At 30.8% G+C, this 16,260-nt stretch carries 14 protein-coding genes; 3 read left to right on the forward strand and 11 right to left on the reverse strand.

Annotated elements, in window-relative coordinates; all coding sequences use genetic code 11:
• Window positions 1-157: 157 nt before the first annotated feature.
• A complete protein-coding gene (locus tag SOR60_RS07825) occupies window positions 158-457 on the reverse strand; it encodes an MTH1187 family thiamine-binding protein (protein ID WP_154540274.1) in 300 nt (99 codons plus the stop codon).
• Between the two features lie 131 nt (window positions 458-588).
• Window positions 589-1,875 (reverse strand): M18 family aminopeptidase, encoded by a 1,287-nt coding sequence (locus SOR60_RS07830; protein ID WP_154540272.1) that lies wholly within the window; start codon window positions 1,873-1,875, stop codon window positions 589-591.
• A gap of 101 nt (window positions 1,876-1,976) precedes the next feature.
• On the opposite strand from SOR60_RS07830, the gene SOR60_RS07835 reads away from it, so the two are divergent.
• On the forward strand, window positions 1,977-2,549 hold the full coding sequence (locus tag SOR60_RS07835; protein ID WP_154540270.1) for a xanthine phosphoribosyltransferase: 573 nt from the start codon (window positions 1,977-1,979) through the stop codon (window positions 2,547-2,549).
• Between the two features lie 523 nt (window positions 2,550-3,072).
• Here SOR60_RS07835 and yihA read toward each other — a convergent pair.
• The 9 genes from yihA to SOR60_RS07880 form a co-directional block, all read right to left on the reverse strand.
• Window positions 3,073-3,660, reverse strand: a complete 588-nt coding sequence (yihA, locus tag SOR60_RS07840) for a ribosome biogenesis GTP-binding protein YihA/YsxC (protein ID WP_154540264.1) — start codon at window positions 3,658-3,660, stop codon at window positions 3,073-3,075.
• A complete protein-coding gene (gene lon / locus SOR60_RS07845) occupies window positions 3,657-5,987 on the reverse strand; it encodes an endopeptidase La (protein WP_154540262.1) in 2,331 nt (776 codons plus the stop codon). Before lon ends, yihA begins: the two co-directional genes overlap by 4 nt.
• A gap of 42 nt (window positions 5,988-6,029) precedes the next feature.
• Window positions 6,030-7,238, reverse strand: a complete 1,209-nt coding sequence (clpX, locus tag SOR60_RS07850; RefSeq protein WP_154540260.1) for an ATP-dependent Clp protease ATP-binding subunit ClpX — start codon at window positions 7,236-7,238, stop codon at window positions 6,030-6,032.
• Window positions 7,239-7,243: 5 nt separating this feature from the next.
• Window positions 7,244-7,831 (reverse strand): ATP-dependent Clp endopeptidase proteolytic subunit ClpP, encoded by a 588-nt coding sequence (clpP, locus tag SOR60_RS07855; RefSeq protein WP_154540258.1) that lies wholly within the window; start codon window positions 7,829-7,831, stop codon window positions 7,244-7,246.
• Window positions 7,832-7,865: 34 nt separating this feature from the next.
• Window positions 7,866-9,185: a trigger factor gene (tig, locus tag SOR60_RS07860; protein WP_154540256.1), complete on the reverse strand. Its 1,320-nt coding sequence runs from the start codon at window positions 9,183-9,185 to the stop codon at window positions 7,866-7,868.
• A 44-nt stretch (window positions 9,186-9,229) separates the two neighbouring features.
• Window positions 9,230-10,558, reverse strand: coding sequence for a CCA tRNA nucleotidyltransferase (locus SOR60_RS07865; RefSeq protein WP_154540254.1), 1,329 nt, complete (start codon window positions 10,556-10,558; stop codon window positions 9,230-9,232).
• A gap of 1 nt (window position 10,559) precedes the next feature.
• Window positions 10,560-11,489, reverse strand: coding sequence for a CdaR family protein (locus tag SOR60_RS07870; protein ID WP_154540252.1), 930 nt, complete (start codon window positions 11,487-11,489; stop codon window positions 10,560-10,562).
• Window positions 11,482-12,300: a diadenylate cyclase CdaA gene (cdaA, locus tag SOR60_RS07875; RefSeq protein ID WP_154540250.1), complete on the reverse strand. Its 819-nt coding sequence runs from the start codon at window positions 12,298-12,300 to the stop codon at window positions 11,482-11,484. The genes SOR60_RS07870 and cdaA overlap by 8 nt, the downstream gene beginning before the upstream one ends.
• Before the next feature lie 735 nt (window positions 12,301-13,035).
• Complete coding sequence (locus SOR60_RS07880) at window positions 13,036-14,778, reverse strand: thiamine pyrophosphate-dependent enzyme (RefSeq protein ID WP_154540248.1); 1,743 nt, start codon at window positions 14,776-14,778, stop codon at window positions 13,036-13,038.
• A 441-nt stretch (window positions 14,779-15,219) separates the two neighbouring features.
• Here SOR60_RS07880 and SOR60_RS07885 point away from each other — a divergent pair, with 441 nt between their 5' ends.
• Window positions 15,220-15,762: a cysteine hydrolase family protein gene (locus SOR60_RS07885; RefSeq protein ID WP_154540246.1), complete on the forward strand. Its 543-nt coding sequence runs from the start codon at window positions 15,220-15,222 to the stop codon at window positions 15,760-15,762.
• Between the two features lie 118 nt (window positions 15,763-15,880).
• A partial coding sequence (locus SOR60_RS07890) for a transposase (RefSeq protein WP_320595638.1) occupies window positions 15,881-16,260 on the forward strand: 380 nt, incomplete at its 3' end.

Here is a 16,260-nt window from a genome sequence, read left to right on the forward strand (position 1 = left end):
TTAGACAAAAAAGATAAAAGGCTATGAGTTTATTCGCTCATAGCCTTTAAAAAATAATTTATTTGAACAATTTTTAAAATTTTTTGAGTCTATAATAATCGTGTTGATGAAAGTAAATAATACTTTTGCTAACACAATTATTATAGAAGCTTTTATACTACATTTTATCTTCAACCGATTTAATTTTTTGATCAAGGCTGGCTTTTTTATCTCGCCTATCATCTATCTTGATTACCGAGTAAACTCTGTCTGCACCATTTTCAAAAACAGATTCTTGACAAGCTCTTATTGCTTCAAAGGCTTTATCTATATCTCCATAGATGACTGTTCCCATTGGATTTAGCCTTATTTCGAGATCAGGATAGTTTTGTAATACTTTTTCACATCCTGCCACATATTTTGATACTGATGTTTCTTTTGTTCCAATTGGTACTACTGTTAGCTCTAATACTGCCATTTTTATTCCTTTCTTTTTATAGCATCTATGCCACATTACATAGCTTTTAATGATGACTTGTAAATATTTCCTGTAACAAAAACAAACTCTTTAATAACTTAAATCCTCTAAGATTATAACTTTTAAAATAATCAGTATTTCTTATTGTAAAAATCTTTGAAAATTTCTATAGCTTTTATATGGTCTTCTACACCTGCAAATTCTCTTATAGAATGCATAGCTAAAATTGGTGTTCCTACATCTATTGATTTTATCCCAGACTTAGCAGAAACTATCGGTCCTATGGTTGACCCACCAACTTTATCAGACCTATTGTGGAATGTCTGAACATTAGCTCCTACATTTTGAGCATGTTTTAAAAATCTAGCCCTAGTTTCAATATTCGTTGAATAAGCTCCATTGGATGCTATTTTTATAGCTATACCCTTGTTTATCCTAGTATTGTTTGTTGGATCGTAAAGACTTGTATAGTTTGGATGGATAGAATGAGCTAGGTCAGCTGATATTAGGTATGAATTAGAAATTGCAATCATATAATCTTCTTTATCATAGCCTAGATTTAGAGAAATTCTTTCTAAAACTTCATCTAAAAATGGAGATTGTGCTCCTGCTCTTGTCCTTGAACCTATTTCTTCATTATCATTTAATACACAAACATTAAATTTATTATTTTCACTTTCCACTAAAGCTCTTATAGATTGGTGAACACTAGCTAGATTGTCAAGTCTTCCTACTTGAATAAACTCATTGTTTGCACCAAGAATAGAGCCTTTTTGTCTATCAAAAAGGGCAAGATCCAAATCTACTATAGATTTATAATCTATTCCTATTTCATCTGCAATAAGCTTTTGTAAAAAACCATTTTTTTCAAAATCATCTTCAACTAAAGCTAGAATTGGTGATAATTCATCTTGTATATTATATTTATAAGCTGAATTTAAGTCTCTATTAATATGAATAGCACAATTTGCTATAGTTAATAAATCTCTATCAATTTTTACAAGTTTTGATTTAAGCTTATCCCCATCTTCAAATACCACCTTGCCAGCCAAAGATAAGGTCCTATCAAGCCAAGTTGAAACAATCATACCTCCATAAGCTTCAACATTTAATTTCAAAAACCCATTCTTAGTCATTTCTGCCTTAGTCTTAATTTTAAAAGTTGGAGAGTCTGTATGTGAACCTATTATATCAAAGCCCTTTCTTAAATCATCTCCTACGCTAAAGGCTATAAGAGCAGTACCTTCTCGGTCTATAAAGTACTTGCCACCTCTTTTAAGCTTCCATTTTTCATTATCCTTAAGTTCTACAAAACTATTTTCTTTTAGTAGATTCTTAGAATTTTCCACCGCAAAATAATTCAGTGGACTATTATCAATAAATCCTAACAAATCTTTAATTATATTATATTTATCCATATTATTATCTTACCCAAAAAACACTTTATATAAAGTGCTTTTGACTTTTAAAGCCCCTTTGCTTTATAATAATAGAAAGATTATGGAGGTAAATATTTATAATGAAAAAATTAGAAGAAATAATATTGAGCCATGGAGAAGTCTATGGTAAAGATATTTTAAAAGTTGATTCATTCCTAAACCATCAAATAAAACCAAAATTGATTCAAGAAATGGCAGAAGAATTTGCAGATCATTTCAAAGATAAAAATATAACAAAGATTCTTACAGTTGAATCATCAGGTATAGCCCCTGCCCTTTTAACAGGATTAAAGCTTGGCTGTGATGTGGTATTTGCAAGAAAGCAAAAATCTCTTACAACTGATGATAATACATATTCCTCTACTTGTTATTCCTACACAAAAGAAGAAATGAAAAGATTAATGGTATCTAAAAACTTCCTTAGTGAGGAAGACAATGTTTTATTAATAGATGATTTTTTAGCAAATGGTCAAGCAGCAAAGGCCATGGTTGCAATCTGCAAACAAGCTGGTGCAAATGTATGTGGTATAGGAATAGTTATAGAAAAATCATATCAAGATGGAAGAGCCCTTCTAGATGATATGGGTATAGATGTTTACTCTTTAGCAAGAATAAGTCATATGGATGGAAAAGAAATAGATTTTATTGATTAATTTTTCATATTTAAGATGGTTAAAAGCCATCTTTTTTTATTTTTAATATTTTTTTAATATTTTCAACCACTAATAAAATTGTTAGTAGAAAGATTTCAGGCTAGAAATTTCCATATTCTTTTCATTTCAAAAGTACAAAGATTTATTTTATTATCTAATTGTCAATAATATCAAATGTGTTAAATTATTAAAAATATCCATATATAATTATAATCTTTTGAAAATTTCTTAGCCAATATCCCCGAATTTTTGAAGATAAATTCATGTGACTAATTTCTAATAAAAAACTTATAAATTTCTTCACAAAAAAGAGGCTGCTGCAGAATGAATTAATAGTTTCAAGATCATTATTACAACAATTTGACCTTAATAAACCTACAGGCTATTCTCAAATTGTCTATGAATAACTTGTAATGATGGAACTATATAAATTCATAATTTTGCAATAACCTCTCTTGGAGTGTAAATAAAGTAGATAGAATTTTAAAATTTTATCTATTGTATACAATCTGAAATCGCTAAATTAACTATCTATTATTACTCCAACTTGTTCAAGTAAAACATCATTATTATGTCCTGTAAGAGATGAATAAGCAAATACAAGACCTTCATCATCTATGTTTAGGGTTTTTGTAAGCTCTTTGATATGTTTTTTAAGGTGTGTTTTAGGAATCTTGTCGTATTTGGTTGCTATAACAAAACCTGTAAATCCAGAATCTATTATCCAATCATACATTTGCATATCTTGTTTTGTTGGAGCATGTCTTATATCAACTAAAAGAAAAACTTCTTTTAGGTTTTCTCTTGTATAAAGGTAATCGTGGATTAGCTTGTTCCACTTTTCCTTTTCCTTTTTGCTTACCCTTGCAAAACCATAACCTGGAAGGTCTACAAGCCTAAATTTGTCATTTATCTTGTAGAAGTTTATAGTCTTTGTCTTTCCAGGCTTTGATGAAGTTTTAGCTAGGTTTTTCTTTCCCAAAAACGAATTTATAAAGGAAGATTTACCAACATTAGACCTGCCTGCAAAGGCAATCTCATCAAAATCATCTTTTGGAAATTGGCTAGGAAATCCTGCCACTTGGTCTAAGTTTACACTTTTTATCTTCATATTAATGCTTTCCTTAATACTTCTTTTACATTGGAGACAGGTATAAAGTTTATCTTATCCCTTATATCCTTGTCTATATCATCTATATCTTTTATATTATCTTTTGGTATTATAACCTCTGTAATATTGTAAGAGTAGGCTGCAAGAGCTTTTTCTTTGAGTCCTCCTATAGGTAGAACTTCTCCTGTTATTGTAACCTCTCCTGTCATGGCAAGATTGCTTCTTACCTTTTTATCTGAAAGAGCACTTGCTATGGCTGTAGTCATGGTAATTCCAGCAGAAGGTCCGTCTTTTGGTGTCGCCCCTTCTGGAACATGAACATGGATATCCTTTGTTTTGTAAAAGTCCTTGTTTATATCAAAATCTTTGGAGTTTGCTCTAAGATATGTTATAGCTGCTTGAGCCGATTCTTTCATTACATCTCCCAATGAGCCTGTAAACATATTGTTTCCTTTTCCCTCCATAGCATTTACTTCAATTGTAAGGATGGTACCACCTACTTGTGTCCAAGCAAGACCATTTGCAACGCCCACCTTATCTTCTTTAAGTCTTTGATCTTCAAAGAATCTTTCCTTACCAAGGTATTTTTGATAGTTATTTAGGCTTACTTGTACCCTTTCTTTTCCTTGTAAAATCTCTTTTACTGCACGCCTTGCTATTTTTGCTACATTTCTTTCGAGATTTCTTACTCCTGCCTCTCTGGTATAAGATTTTATAATTTTTTCTATAACATTATCAGATATTGAAAGCTCATATTCTTTAAGACCATTGTTTTCTTTTTCTTTTTTTATAAGATATCTTTTGGCTATTTCCTCTTTTTCCCTTTGGGTATAACCTGATATTTCAATAATCTCAAGTCTATCTATAAGTGCTTGGGGAATTTGAGATATATCATTAGCTGTTGTTATAAAGAAAACCTCTGATAGGTCAAATCCTATATCAAGATAACGATCTATAAATTTATCATTTTGCTCAGGATCTAATACTTCTAGTAAGGCTGATGATGGATCTCCTCTAAAATCTGATCCAAGCTTATCTATCTCATCTAACAAGAATACTGGGTTTTTGACCTTTACTCTATTGATATTTGATAAAACTCTACCCGCCATAGCTCCTACGTAGGTTCTTCTATGGCCTCTTATTTCAGACTCATCTGTAACCCCACCTAATCTCATTGATACAAATTTACGGTTTAGGGCACGAGCTATGGACTTAGCTATAGATGTTTTTCCTACTCCTGGAGGACCAGCAAGACAGATTATAGAGCCCTGGTTGTTAGCCTTTTTCTTTCTTACTGCAATAGATTCAAGGATTCTTTCCTTTACTTCATAAAGTCCGTAGTGATCTTCATTAAGTACTTTTTGAGCATGGTCTATATCAAGGTTATCTTTTGATTTCTTAGCCCATGGAAGTCCCAAAACAAAGTCAAGGTATGAAGTTATAACACCATAGTCAGGACTCATCTCTGGTATCATTTCAAGCCTATCTACACTTTTAAGTAAGATATCCTTGTCTTCTTTCGGTATTTTAAGTTTAGATATTTTTTTCCTAAATCCATCAGCCTCATTTAGGTCTTTTCCTATTACCTCATTAAGTTCTTTCTTGACTGCATCAAGTTTTTCTCTTAGATAATATTCCTTTTGACCCCTATTTATAGATTCTTGCACCTTTTGGTCTATCTTTTTGGATAAATTTTTAATTTCAATTTCCTTTTGGATAAACTTGTGAAGATTTAGCATTTTTTCTTCTATATCAAGTTCTTTTAAAAGTTTGTAATTTTCGGAGGGAGATAAGGGAAGGTAGTAGGCTATAAGATTTGATAGTTTGTCAAGGTTATCAACTTCTATAAGAGAGAATACAACTTCTGCAGGTATAGAGTTATCTATTGCAACATAAGCTTGAAAGTCTTCTATAAGAAGCTTATTCAAGGCTTCAAGAGTTGGATTTAATTCAAAGTCTTCTTCATTAAAAATATACTCTTCGACTTCTGCCTTAAAGAAACCTTCCTTAATTGTTATATCCTTAATCTTTGCTACAGACTTAGCCTCTATTAGAACCCTAAGCTCTCCATTTTGAAGGTTAAAGGTTTGTTTTATAGATGCAACTGTACCAAAGTCGTATACATCATCTTTTTTAGGATTTTCTTCTAAGATATCCTTTTGATTTACCAAGAATATGTCTGTTTCATTTAAAAGTGCATCTTCTACCGCTTTTTTTGAGACTGATCTTTGACAATCAAAGTGGACTAGCGTATCAGGAAATGCCCATAACCCCCTAACTGGGACCATAGGATATTCATTTGTATCTATTTTATAGATAAGATTCATCTTAACTCCTTATGTTGGAAAAGGGAGCACCCACGTCTCCCTTTACTTATATATTAATTTATTATTATCTTTTATTGCACCTTTTGGTACTATCACTTCTTTTATATCAGTTTTTGAAGGAATATCAAACATCACATCAAGAAGTAAGTCTTCAAGTATTGTCCTTAGACCTCTTGCTCCAGTTTCTTGCTTGAAAGCTTTTTCTGCTATTTCTTTTATAGCCTCATCTTCAAAAGTAAGCTTTACTCCGTCTAATTCAAAAAGCTTTTGGTATTGCTTGATTAGGGAGTTTTTTGGCTCTTTTAAAATTCTAACAAGACTATCTACATCTAAGTCTTCAAGCGATACTACTATAGGAACCCTTCCTATAAATTCTGGTATAAGTCCATATTTAAGGAGGTCTTCTGTAGATACATCATTTAAAGAAATATCCTTATTTTCGCTATCTTCTGCTCCAAAACCTATAGATTTTTTGCTAGTTCTTTGCTTAATAATATCCTTTATACCATCAAAGGCTCCGCCTACTATAAACAAAATATTTGTAGTGTCTACTTGAATATATTCTTGGCTAGGGTGTTTTCTGCCGCCTTGTGGTGGAACATTGGCTACTGTACCTTCAATTAATTTAAGTAAAGCTTGTTGAACACCTTCACCACTTACATCACGAGTTATAGAAGGATTCTCACTTTTTCTAGTTATTTTGTCAATTTCGTCTATATAGATTATTCCTGTTTGAGCAAGCTCTATATCATAGTCTGCAGCTTGTACCAATTTAAGGATTATATTTTCAACATCTTCACCAACATATCCTGCCTCTGTTAGGCTTGTTGCATCTGCAATCGCAAATGGTACATTTAGCTTTTTAGCTAAAGTTTGGGCAAGAAGGGTCTTACCAGAACCTGTTGGTCCAAGCATCAAGATGTTTGACTTTTGAAGCTCAACATCTGAGTCTTGAGCATAATTTGAATTGATTCTCTTATAGTGGTTATAAACTGACACTGAAAGGGTCTTTTTTGCCATTTCTTGTTGGATAACATATTGGTCAAGATAGTCTTTTATCTCACTTGGTGTAGCAAGTTCTAGCTCAGAATAGGTATTTTCCACCATATTCTCCCTTTCTATAATAGATGAGCAAAGCTCGATACATTCATTACAAATGAATACATCAGGTCCTGCGATTAGTCTATCAACCTCATCAGCCCTTTTCCCACAAAAGGAACATCTATTTTCTTCTAATTCCATTCTACTCATACTAATTACTCAATAACCTCATCTATTAAGCCATATTCTTTAGCCTCATAGGCATCCATAGCAAAGTCTCTATCTGTATCTTTGTGAATCTTATCAATTGATTGACCAGTATTATCAGCCAATATTTTATTAAGTCTTTTCTTAATCTTTAAAATTTGTTCAGCTTGAATTTGTATATCGCTAGCTTGTCCTTGAGCCCCGCCTGATGGTTGGTGGATTAAGATATTTGAATTTGGGAGAGAAAATCTCTTTCCTTTTGCTCCAGATGATAGGAGAACTGCTCCCATTGACGCAGCTTGACCTATACAAATTGTTGATACATCTGGTTTTATATAGTTCATGGTATCATAAATTGCAAGTCCTGCTGTAACAACTCCACCTGGTGAGTTAATATAAAATTGAATATCCTTGTTAGGATCTTCGCTTTCTAAAAATAGTAATTGAGCTATTATAATATCACTTACTCCATCTTCTACAGGTCCTGTTAGGAATATAATCCTATCCTTAAGAAGTCTTGAATAAATATCATAGGCTCTCTCTCCCCTATTAGTTTGCTCTATAACTGTTGGAACTAAAAAGTTTTTTGCGTTCATAAAATCTCCTTCTATATTCTTGGAGTTTATGTTACTAATCTTCCTTACTTTCTTCTTCCTTTTTAGGAACTAACTTTACATTTTTTTCTAGAATTTCTACAGCCTTTCTTCTCTTAATGTTTTCTTCAACTGTGGCTCTAGAAATGTTTTTTTCGAAGATTTCTTTGAATTTTTCGTAATCATCTACTCCATATTGTTTAGCAGCATCTTTAATTTCTTCTTCTACTTCTTCATCTGTAACTTCAATGCCTTCTTTTATGGCTACTTCATCCATTACAAGATTTGACTTTACTTTATCTTCAGCAATCGCTCTATATTGGCCTCTTATAGCATCTAGGTCCATCTTAGTCATTTCAATATATTGTTGAAGTGAGATACCCATTTGTTGTAATCTTTGATCAAGATTTTGCATTTCAAGATCAATCTCTTGTTTGATTAATGCTTCTGGTGCCTTTACATCTGATTTTTCAACAAGGGTTCTTATAGCCTCATTTTGAATTTGTGTTTTTACTGCTTTTTCTTTTCTATCTTTGAGGTTTTTTCTAATGTCTTCTTTTAACTCATCTAAAGTTTCAAATTCTGAAATATCTTTTGCGAATTCATCATCAATTTCTGGAAGTTCTTTTCTTGAAATCGAATTAATCTCAACTTCAAACTTAGCATTTTTGCCTTGGAATTCTTTAGCTTGATAATCTTCTGGGAAGGTTACATTAACTTCAAATTTATCTCCTACTTTGTGACCTTCGACTTGCTTTTCAAAATCATCTACAAATGACTTTGATCCAAGTACTAAATCATATCCTTCGGCTTTTCCACCTTCAAATCTTTCCCCATCAAGAAATCCATCAAAGTCAATATTTACTGTATCTCCTTCTTTAGCTTCACCATCTTCTATAGGTATAATTCTCGCATTTTCATCTTGTTGGTGAGAAAGTTCATGTTCTACATCGCTATCTGTAACTTCTGTTGGAATTTCTTCAACTTCAAGCTCTGAATAGTCTCCAAGTTCTGGATGTGGTTTTGTTTCGACTTCTATCTTAAATACTACATCCTTTCCCTTTTCAATATCGTCAAAATCTACTGATGGTTGATCTATTACTTCAAGCTCTAATTCATCAATAGCCTTGTTATAAGGTTCAGGGAAAACTTGTTGAATAGCCTCATCATAGAATACTTCTGGACCATACATCTTTTCTATGATTTTTTTAGGCACTTTTCCTTTTCTAAATCCATCTATCCTGTATTTAGACCTATTTTTTCTATATACATTGTCAACAGCCTTAGCAAAGTCATCTGCTGATACTGTTAGGTCAAATTTTGCTATATTATTTTCATGTGATTTTAATTCTGTCATCATTTCCTCCTAAAACACTGCATACTCATTATTTTAATATACTACTATTTTCTATCAACTTCAATGTAGTTATTCTTTATATATTTAATAATTTCATTTTTTTTATTTACTAATAACTCATTAAAAACTAATTCATATACATCATTTAATATGATACCTATTATCTTACCTTCTTTAAAGCCCAAATTCATTATATCTCTACCATCTATTGCTAGGTCTTTTTTCTTTGTAGGTAAATTTTCTGCATAGATTTCCTTTAATAAAACCTTGGCATTTTTTATATTTTCTATATATGGATTTACAGTTGCGGCTGTATCTGCCCATTGAAGCTCAAATAAATCATAGATATTATCATCTCCAACTTTTCTAAGTAATTTTCTTACTGACTTTTTAGTATATGTATTGGTATTATCCATATGATGAGCTACAAGTTTTTCACAATCTTTTATAAAATTTTTGGGATATTTTAAAATTCTCAATCTTTTTTTTACAATTTGTGCTGATATATCTTGATGACCAAAAAATCTTCCCTCACCATTTTCATCTATAAACATAGAAGCAGGTTTTCCTGAATCATGAAAAAGGGCTGCCATTCTCACCTTTAAGTTTTTGGGAGTATTATCTAAAACTTTCATTGTATGATCAAACAAAGAAAGGTCATGGTGAGATGACTTTTGATTAAAACCTACCATAACCTTTATTTCTGGGAGTATTTCACCTAAAAGATTACACTCATCTAAGAGTCTAATTCCATAAGAAGGAATATCTGAAAGAAGGATTTTGTTGAACTCCTCAGAAATTCTTTCTTTAGCTATATAATTAATATACTCTGCTTCTTTTTTTATAGCTTTTTTTAAATCATCATCAATGCTAAAATTAAGAATTGTAGCAAATCTAATAGCTCTCATACTCCTTAGATAATCTTCTTCAATCCTTTCAAATGGATCTCCGACAGACTTAATGACCTTCAATTTCAAGTCATCTCTTCCCTTATATAGGTCAATAATTTCTCCGAATCTTTCAGCCATCGCATTTATAGTAAAGTCTCGTCTTTTAAGATCATCTTCGATTTTGTCAGAAAAAACAATCTCATCAGGATGTCTTCTATCCTTATATTTAGCCTCTCCCCTAAATGTTGTTATTTCATATTCTTTTGAATTATATATTACTTTAATAGTTCCAAATTTTTTCCCTATATCTATAAGTTTCATGTCAGAGAATATTTTCATAATGTCTTTTGGTCTTGCTCTTGTAGCAATATCGGCATCGTGAATTTCTCTTCCCATAAGTTTATCTCTTACAAAGCCTCCGACAAGATAGGACTCAAAGTCATTTTCCTCAAGTCTTTTTAAGATTTTTTCATAATCTTTCATTTTACTTTCCTACTTTAAATGAAACATTCACATAACCATCATTATCATTTAAGGATATCCCATTAGGAATTTCAAGCTCCACACTTTTTTCAAAATTCTTATCACTAATCTCAGATAGGTTAATCTTTTTAGTAGAAATAGAATTGATTTTTTCAACTACAGCCGCCTCTCCCTTTATTACTACCTTTTGAGGATTAATATCCTCTTCTTTGATTTGCATATTATTAGGAAGGCTTCCTACAGTATCAAGTTTAACATCAACTTCCTTACTTGCTAAAACATCAAAAGAAATTGAAACATCATTTTGAGAAAGTTCTACTTTTTCGACCAGATTTCCATCTTTATCAACAGGTATTATACCTATGTCATGAATTTTTCCATCTAGCACCTTCTCATCTTTTACTTTAAGCAAGATTTTTTCTACCTTATCAACATTTTTTCTAAGTCCCTTTACAGAAACTTCTGTAGGAGATTGCTCAGCAACTTCAATAATCTTTGAATCTTTAATCTTATCATCAATCTTTATGTCAACAGGTAATTTCTTTTCTACAATCTTTTCGATCTTAAAATTTATGTTTGAAGGAGTAATACTTTCAACCCTTATCCCACTCGGTCCATTGACCTTTACATTTACAGTCTTTATTCCTTCACTAGCTGAACCTAAGTCAACACTTGCTATAAGGTCTTCACTTGAAAGTCCTATTAAATCTGACCTTGCCCCTTCCACTCTCACATTTACACTAGAAACCTCATCTTTTCCAACAATAGCATAACCTTGTTCTTGGATTTGTTCTTGGTTTTTAATAGTAAGTGGAACAGATCTTATAGTCTTCGATAAGGATGGATTAGTTGAAGTCATAACAAATGCCCACATTATGATTGCAACAAGAATGGATAAAATCATTAACTTTCTATCATTTTTTTTATTCATCTTTATCACTCTTTCCAAAATCAAATATTGAATCTTCACCCTCTATTAGCTCTTTCTTAAGCCTATCTTTTAAAGATTCATCATCAAAGTACCTATTAATAACTCCATTTTCTACAAGAGAAATAGTTCCTGTCTCCTCACTTACTACTACAACAACACAGTCGCTTTTCTCACTAATTCCTATAGCTGCTCTATGCCTTGTACCAAGCTCTTTTGCTACGGTATTGCTCGAAGTAAGTGGGAGATAGCAAGCTGCAGCCTCAATTATGTCATTTCTTATTATAACTGCTCCATCATGGAGTGGTGTGTTAGGTATAAAAATATTAATCAAAAGCTCGCTTGATATCTCAGCTGAAAGATTGGTTCCACTTTCAATAATATCATTAAGTCCAACCTTTCTTTCAAGAACTACTAGAGCTCCTATTTTTTGCCTAGATAGAGAACTCATAGCTGAAACAAGCTCATCTATAGATCTTTCATTTTTATTATAAGAATCACTTACAAAAAAATTCTTCCCCCTACCTATTCTTTCAAGAGCAGATCTTAACTCTGGTTGGAAAACTACAATTATAAAAATAAGTGCTACTGTAAAAAATTGATTCATAAGCCAAGATACTGTATTAAGATTAAAAATATCAGCTATTGATGCAAAAAATAAGACAAAAATAAACCCCTTCATTACCTGTTCAGCCCTAGTATTTTTCAAAAGTGAAAATAGCTTGTAGGTAATAAAGGCAATCAAAGCTATATCAATAATATCAGTTATCCTAATAAGGGACAAAAATGATATAAAATTTTCCACATAAGTCATAAATACCCTCCCTTTCTTCCTAATATTATTATATACTTAATTGTATTTTTTTGTAGAAATTAGTGAAATAAAAAATCTTGCAAAATATTCTTTATCTTGCAAGATTAAAAATAGGATACCACTTTAATTGTGTAGAAATAAAAAGATGAGTATTTAGATAAGAAAGCATAACTTTAAACGTGTTTATAAAACAAAAATAGGTACTTTAAATCTAAGAGTATCAAAAACTAGAGATAGTAAATCTAAAATTAGAACTTTTAAAGAAATATATACTCTAAATTAATTGTATCTCCTAATAAAAATATATTAGATAAAGAAAAACACAAAAGAATCAGAGAAGACTTGAAAGCAATTTTAAAAATAACAAATATAAAACTAATCATAAAAATGAAAGAATAAATATCCATCAAATATGAATAAGATAATAGCTAACAAAAAAGATTTGAAATACTATATGAAAGATTCGAAAAGTCTTTTTTACTTAAACGAAGAAGAAACTGACTCCTATTAATAGGTTCACTCCTCGTTTATATAATCGAGGAGTGAATATGGTTTTCTATAATTTATATAAGACTATAATATTAATAAATATCGAAATAGATTAATCTACAAAATATAATAATCTTGACTTTGTGGATAGACTCAACTAAGTTTTTTTGTTCTATTTTTTACATAAAATTTTACACTTCTTATTCGAGTGTTTTTATTAACTCAATTTAAAATTTTCTTATTTTCTTAATATTTTTTAATCAAATCTTCATAATTAGGAAGATCTATTTTATATTCTTCTTTAAATTTTTCTATCTCTTCCTTTGAATATTTATTGAAATCAAGTTTCATATTTCCTGTATCAACTGGATCCCTATAAAGAATCTTAGCTTCAATAAAAATTGGTTTGCTATTGCCATTTTCTTGTAATTTATTGACTTCTTCTATAGCTTTATCTAATTCTTCTTTAGTTTTTACACTAAAAGCTATAGCTCCCATAGCTTCAGCAGTCTTTGCCCAATCTGCATCTGCTATCTTTATACCAAAAGGATATTCTAAATTTTCTTTTTGTGAATGTTCAATAAAACCAAAACTTAAATCTGTAAGCAAAATATTAATAATTGGTAAATTATATTTTGCTTGAGTTACAATCTCTTGCATATTCATGGCATAGCCACCATCTCCTTGAATAGTGAAAACTTCCCTATCAGGATATGAAATTTTTCCTGCAATACCTCCTGGTAGACCATAACCTAAAGTAGCGAATCTACCGCTCATAATCATCTTTTGGTTCTCATTAAAAGGTAAATTTCTTATAGCATGAGCCTTATTATTTCCTACATCAAGAGCAAACAAGGAATCATCCTTAGCTAGTTTATCCTTTATAGCAAGCATTACTGTTTCCCCAAGTAAATGTGGTGCTTCGCTATCAGCAATTTGCCTTAGCCAATCTCTCCAATTTTTCATATTTTCTCTTGCAGCAAGTAAAAATTTGCTTTCTTTTCTTGTTTCTTTTCTATCTAATAAAGCATTCAAGAAATCTCCACTGTCTGCTAAGATTGACAAATCTGAAGGCATTTGTCTACCCAAATCTCTATATGAATTATTAACTTGAATGAATTTTATAGATTTATTCCAATATCTGGCAAACGGAAAATTTGAACCAACATATAAAACTAAATCAGTATTTTGCATTATTTCAAAAGCAGGCTTTGTTCCGAGTCTACCAAAAGCACCAAGATAATTTTTATGCTCACTTGGGAAAGAATTCCCAGTAGAAAGAGCTGATGATAAAGTAGGTAAATTAAATTTTTCTGAAACTGCAACAGCCAAATCTCTATATCCTCTAACCCCTTCTCCAAGATATAAAACAGGATTTTCCGCCTTTAACAGAGAATCAACAACCTCGTCAATTTGCTCATCCTTTATTGGATAATGAGGTGATTGAAATTCATTTAACGGAGTTCTTAGTGGTTTATATTTAATTTTCTCCTCCATAAAATCATTGTGCAAAATTATAACAGCTGGTCCCTTATATTCATAAGCTGCCCTAATTGCATCTTCTACCATATAAGGAATAGATTTAGCATTCATAGCTTTCCTATTGTAGATACCTACATTTTCATACAAAGGTAAAACTTCTGTTTCTTGAAAACCACTTGTATTTTGTAAAGTAGAATCTCCTTGGGCTACAAGAGCAAGCATAGGAACTCTATCAAGCTTTGCATCATAAAGTCCATTAAGCATATTGCTAGCACCAGGCCCGCCTGAACCGAATGCTACCCCTATTTTATGAGAAAATTTATAATCAGCAGTAGCTGCCATAGCACCTGCTCCTTCTTGCCTTACTTGTATATAGCTTATCTTATCTTTTTCTTTTTCAAGTGCATCCATCATTCCATTTAAAGAACTTCCAGGTATACCATAAATATGATCAATTCCCCAACGTTCCAATTCTTTTAACAAAGCTTGAGCGGCACTAATTTTCATATGAAACTCCTTTCACTGTTTAAATACTAAAATTAAATTCTTTATTAACGAATCATTTAATCTTACATTTTTTCCTTTATTTAGTTTATTTCTTAATGCAGCAAAACGATAATTTTTATACATCTATAATTTTCTTACTTATCAGCCACATCAAGTTTCACTCATAGTCTTACATACTACAATAAAAATAGACGCTAAAGTACTTGCACAATTACTAAAATATTAATACATCTCAACTTTTTTAATGAATAAATATCCGATTTTTACAATACTTTATGATTTTAATTATAATATTCTATTTTAAATATTATACTGATTAAAAAATTTTTTTCAATTTATTATATTTTGTTGAAAATCAAAACAAAAAACAGGTATAGTTCTGTTTAGAAGAAGAAATAAAGAACATTTATTTACAATTTATTTAAGAAGGAGAATACTAAAATGGATATTTCAAAAAGTGCTTTAATATTAATAGATTTGCAAAAAGGAGTAACTGCTGTTGACTTAAAACCTCATAAGGCAGAACAAATTATTGCAAATACTAACAATTTGATAAAAAATTTCAGAAAAGAAAATGGCTTTATAGCCTTTGTTAGAACTGCTTTTATAGATAATATAGACATTTTACCTGCAGATAAGAACTTACGATCTCTTTCAGATTTAAAAGAAAGTTTTGATCAAATTGATAATAGATTAGATTTCAAACAAAACGATTATCTCGTTACAAAAAGAGGTTTTAGTGCTTTTTTCGGAACAGACTTGGACTTAGAATTAAGACGTCATAATGTAGAAAATCTTGTTTTTGCAGGAGTTTCTACCCATATAGGTATAGATACAGCTGCAAGAGATGGATATCAACTAAACTACAAGATATATTTTGTTGAAGATGCAATATCAGCTCCAAAAGAGAAACAACATGAGTTTGTAATAAATGAAATTTTTCCACTATATGGAGAAGTTCTTAAAACAGAAAATTTAATATAAAATTTTGAAAATAAAAATTGAGATAGAGTCCGTATAATTGTGTAAAAAGAAAAAGGTCATTTGAAACCTAAACTAGTACAATGTTTTTAACAGTCCAAAACTAAACTAGGAGGAACAAATGACCCAATTACATTTTACAATTAATCAAGAAGAATTACAAAATTTAATTAATGAATCTGTAGATAATAAAATTGCCAAATCTATCTTAACAAAAGTTTTTAATGAACTTATGGAAAAAGAGAGAGATGAATATTTAGAAAATACAGCCTATCAAAGAGATCCTAGTAGAACTACTTATCGTAATGGCTACTATGAACGTGACTATACAACCAAAATAGGAACATTAACTTTAAGAGTACCTAGGACAAGAGATGGTAAATTCTCAACAGAAGTCTTTGAAAGATATCAAAGAAATGAAAAAGCACTATTTGCAACCATGCTAGAAATGTATGTTCAAGGAGTATCAACAAGAAAAGTATCCAAGGTGATAGAAAATAT

The sequence above is a fragment of the Anaerococcus porci genome (assembly GCF_034090325.1).
GTDB lineage: Bacteria > Bacillota > Clostridia > Tissierellales > Peptoniphilaceae > Anaerococcus > Anaerococcus porci.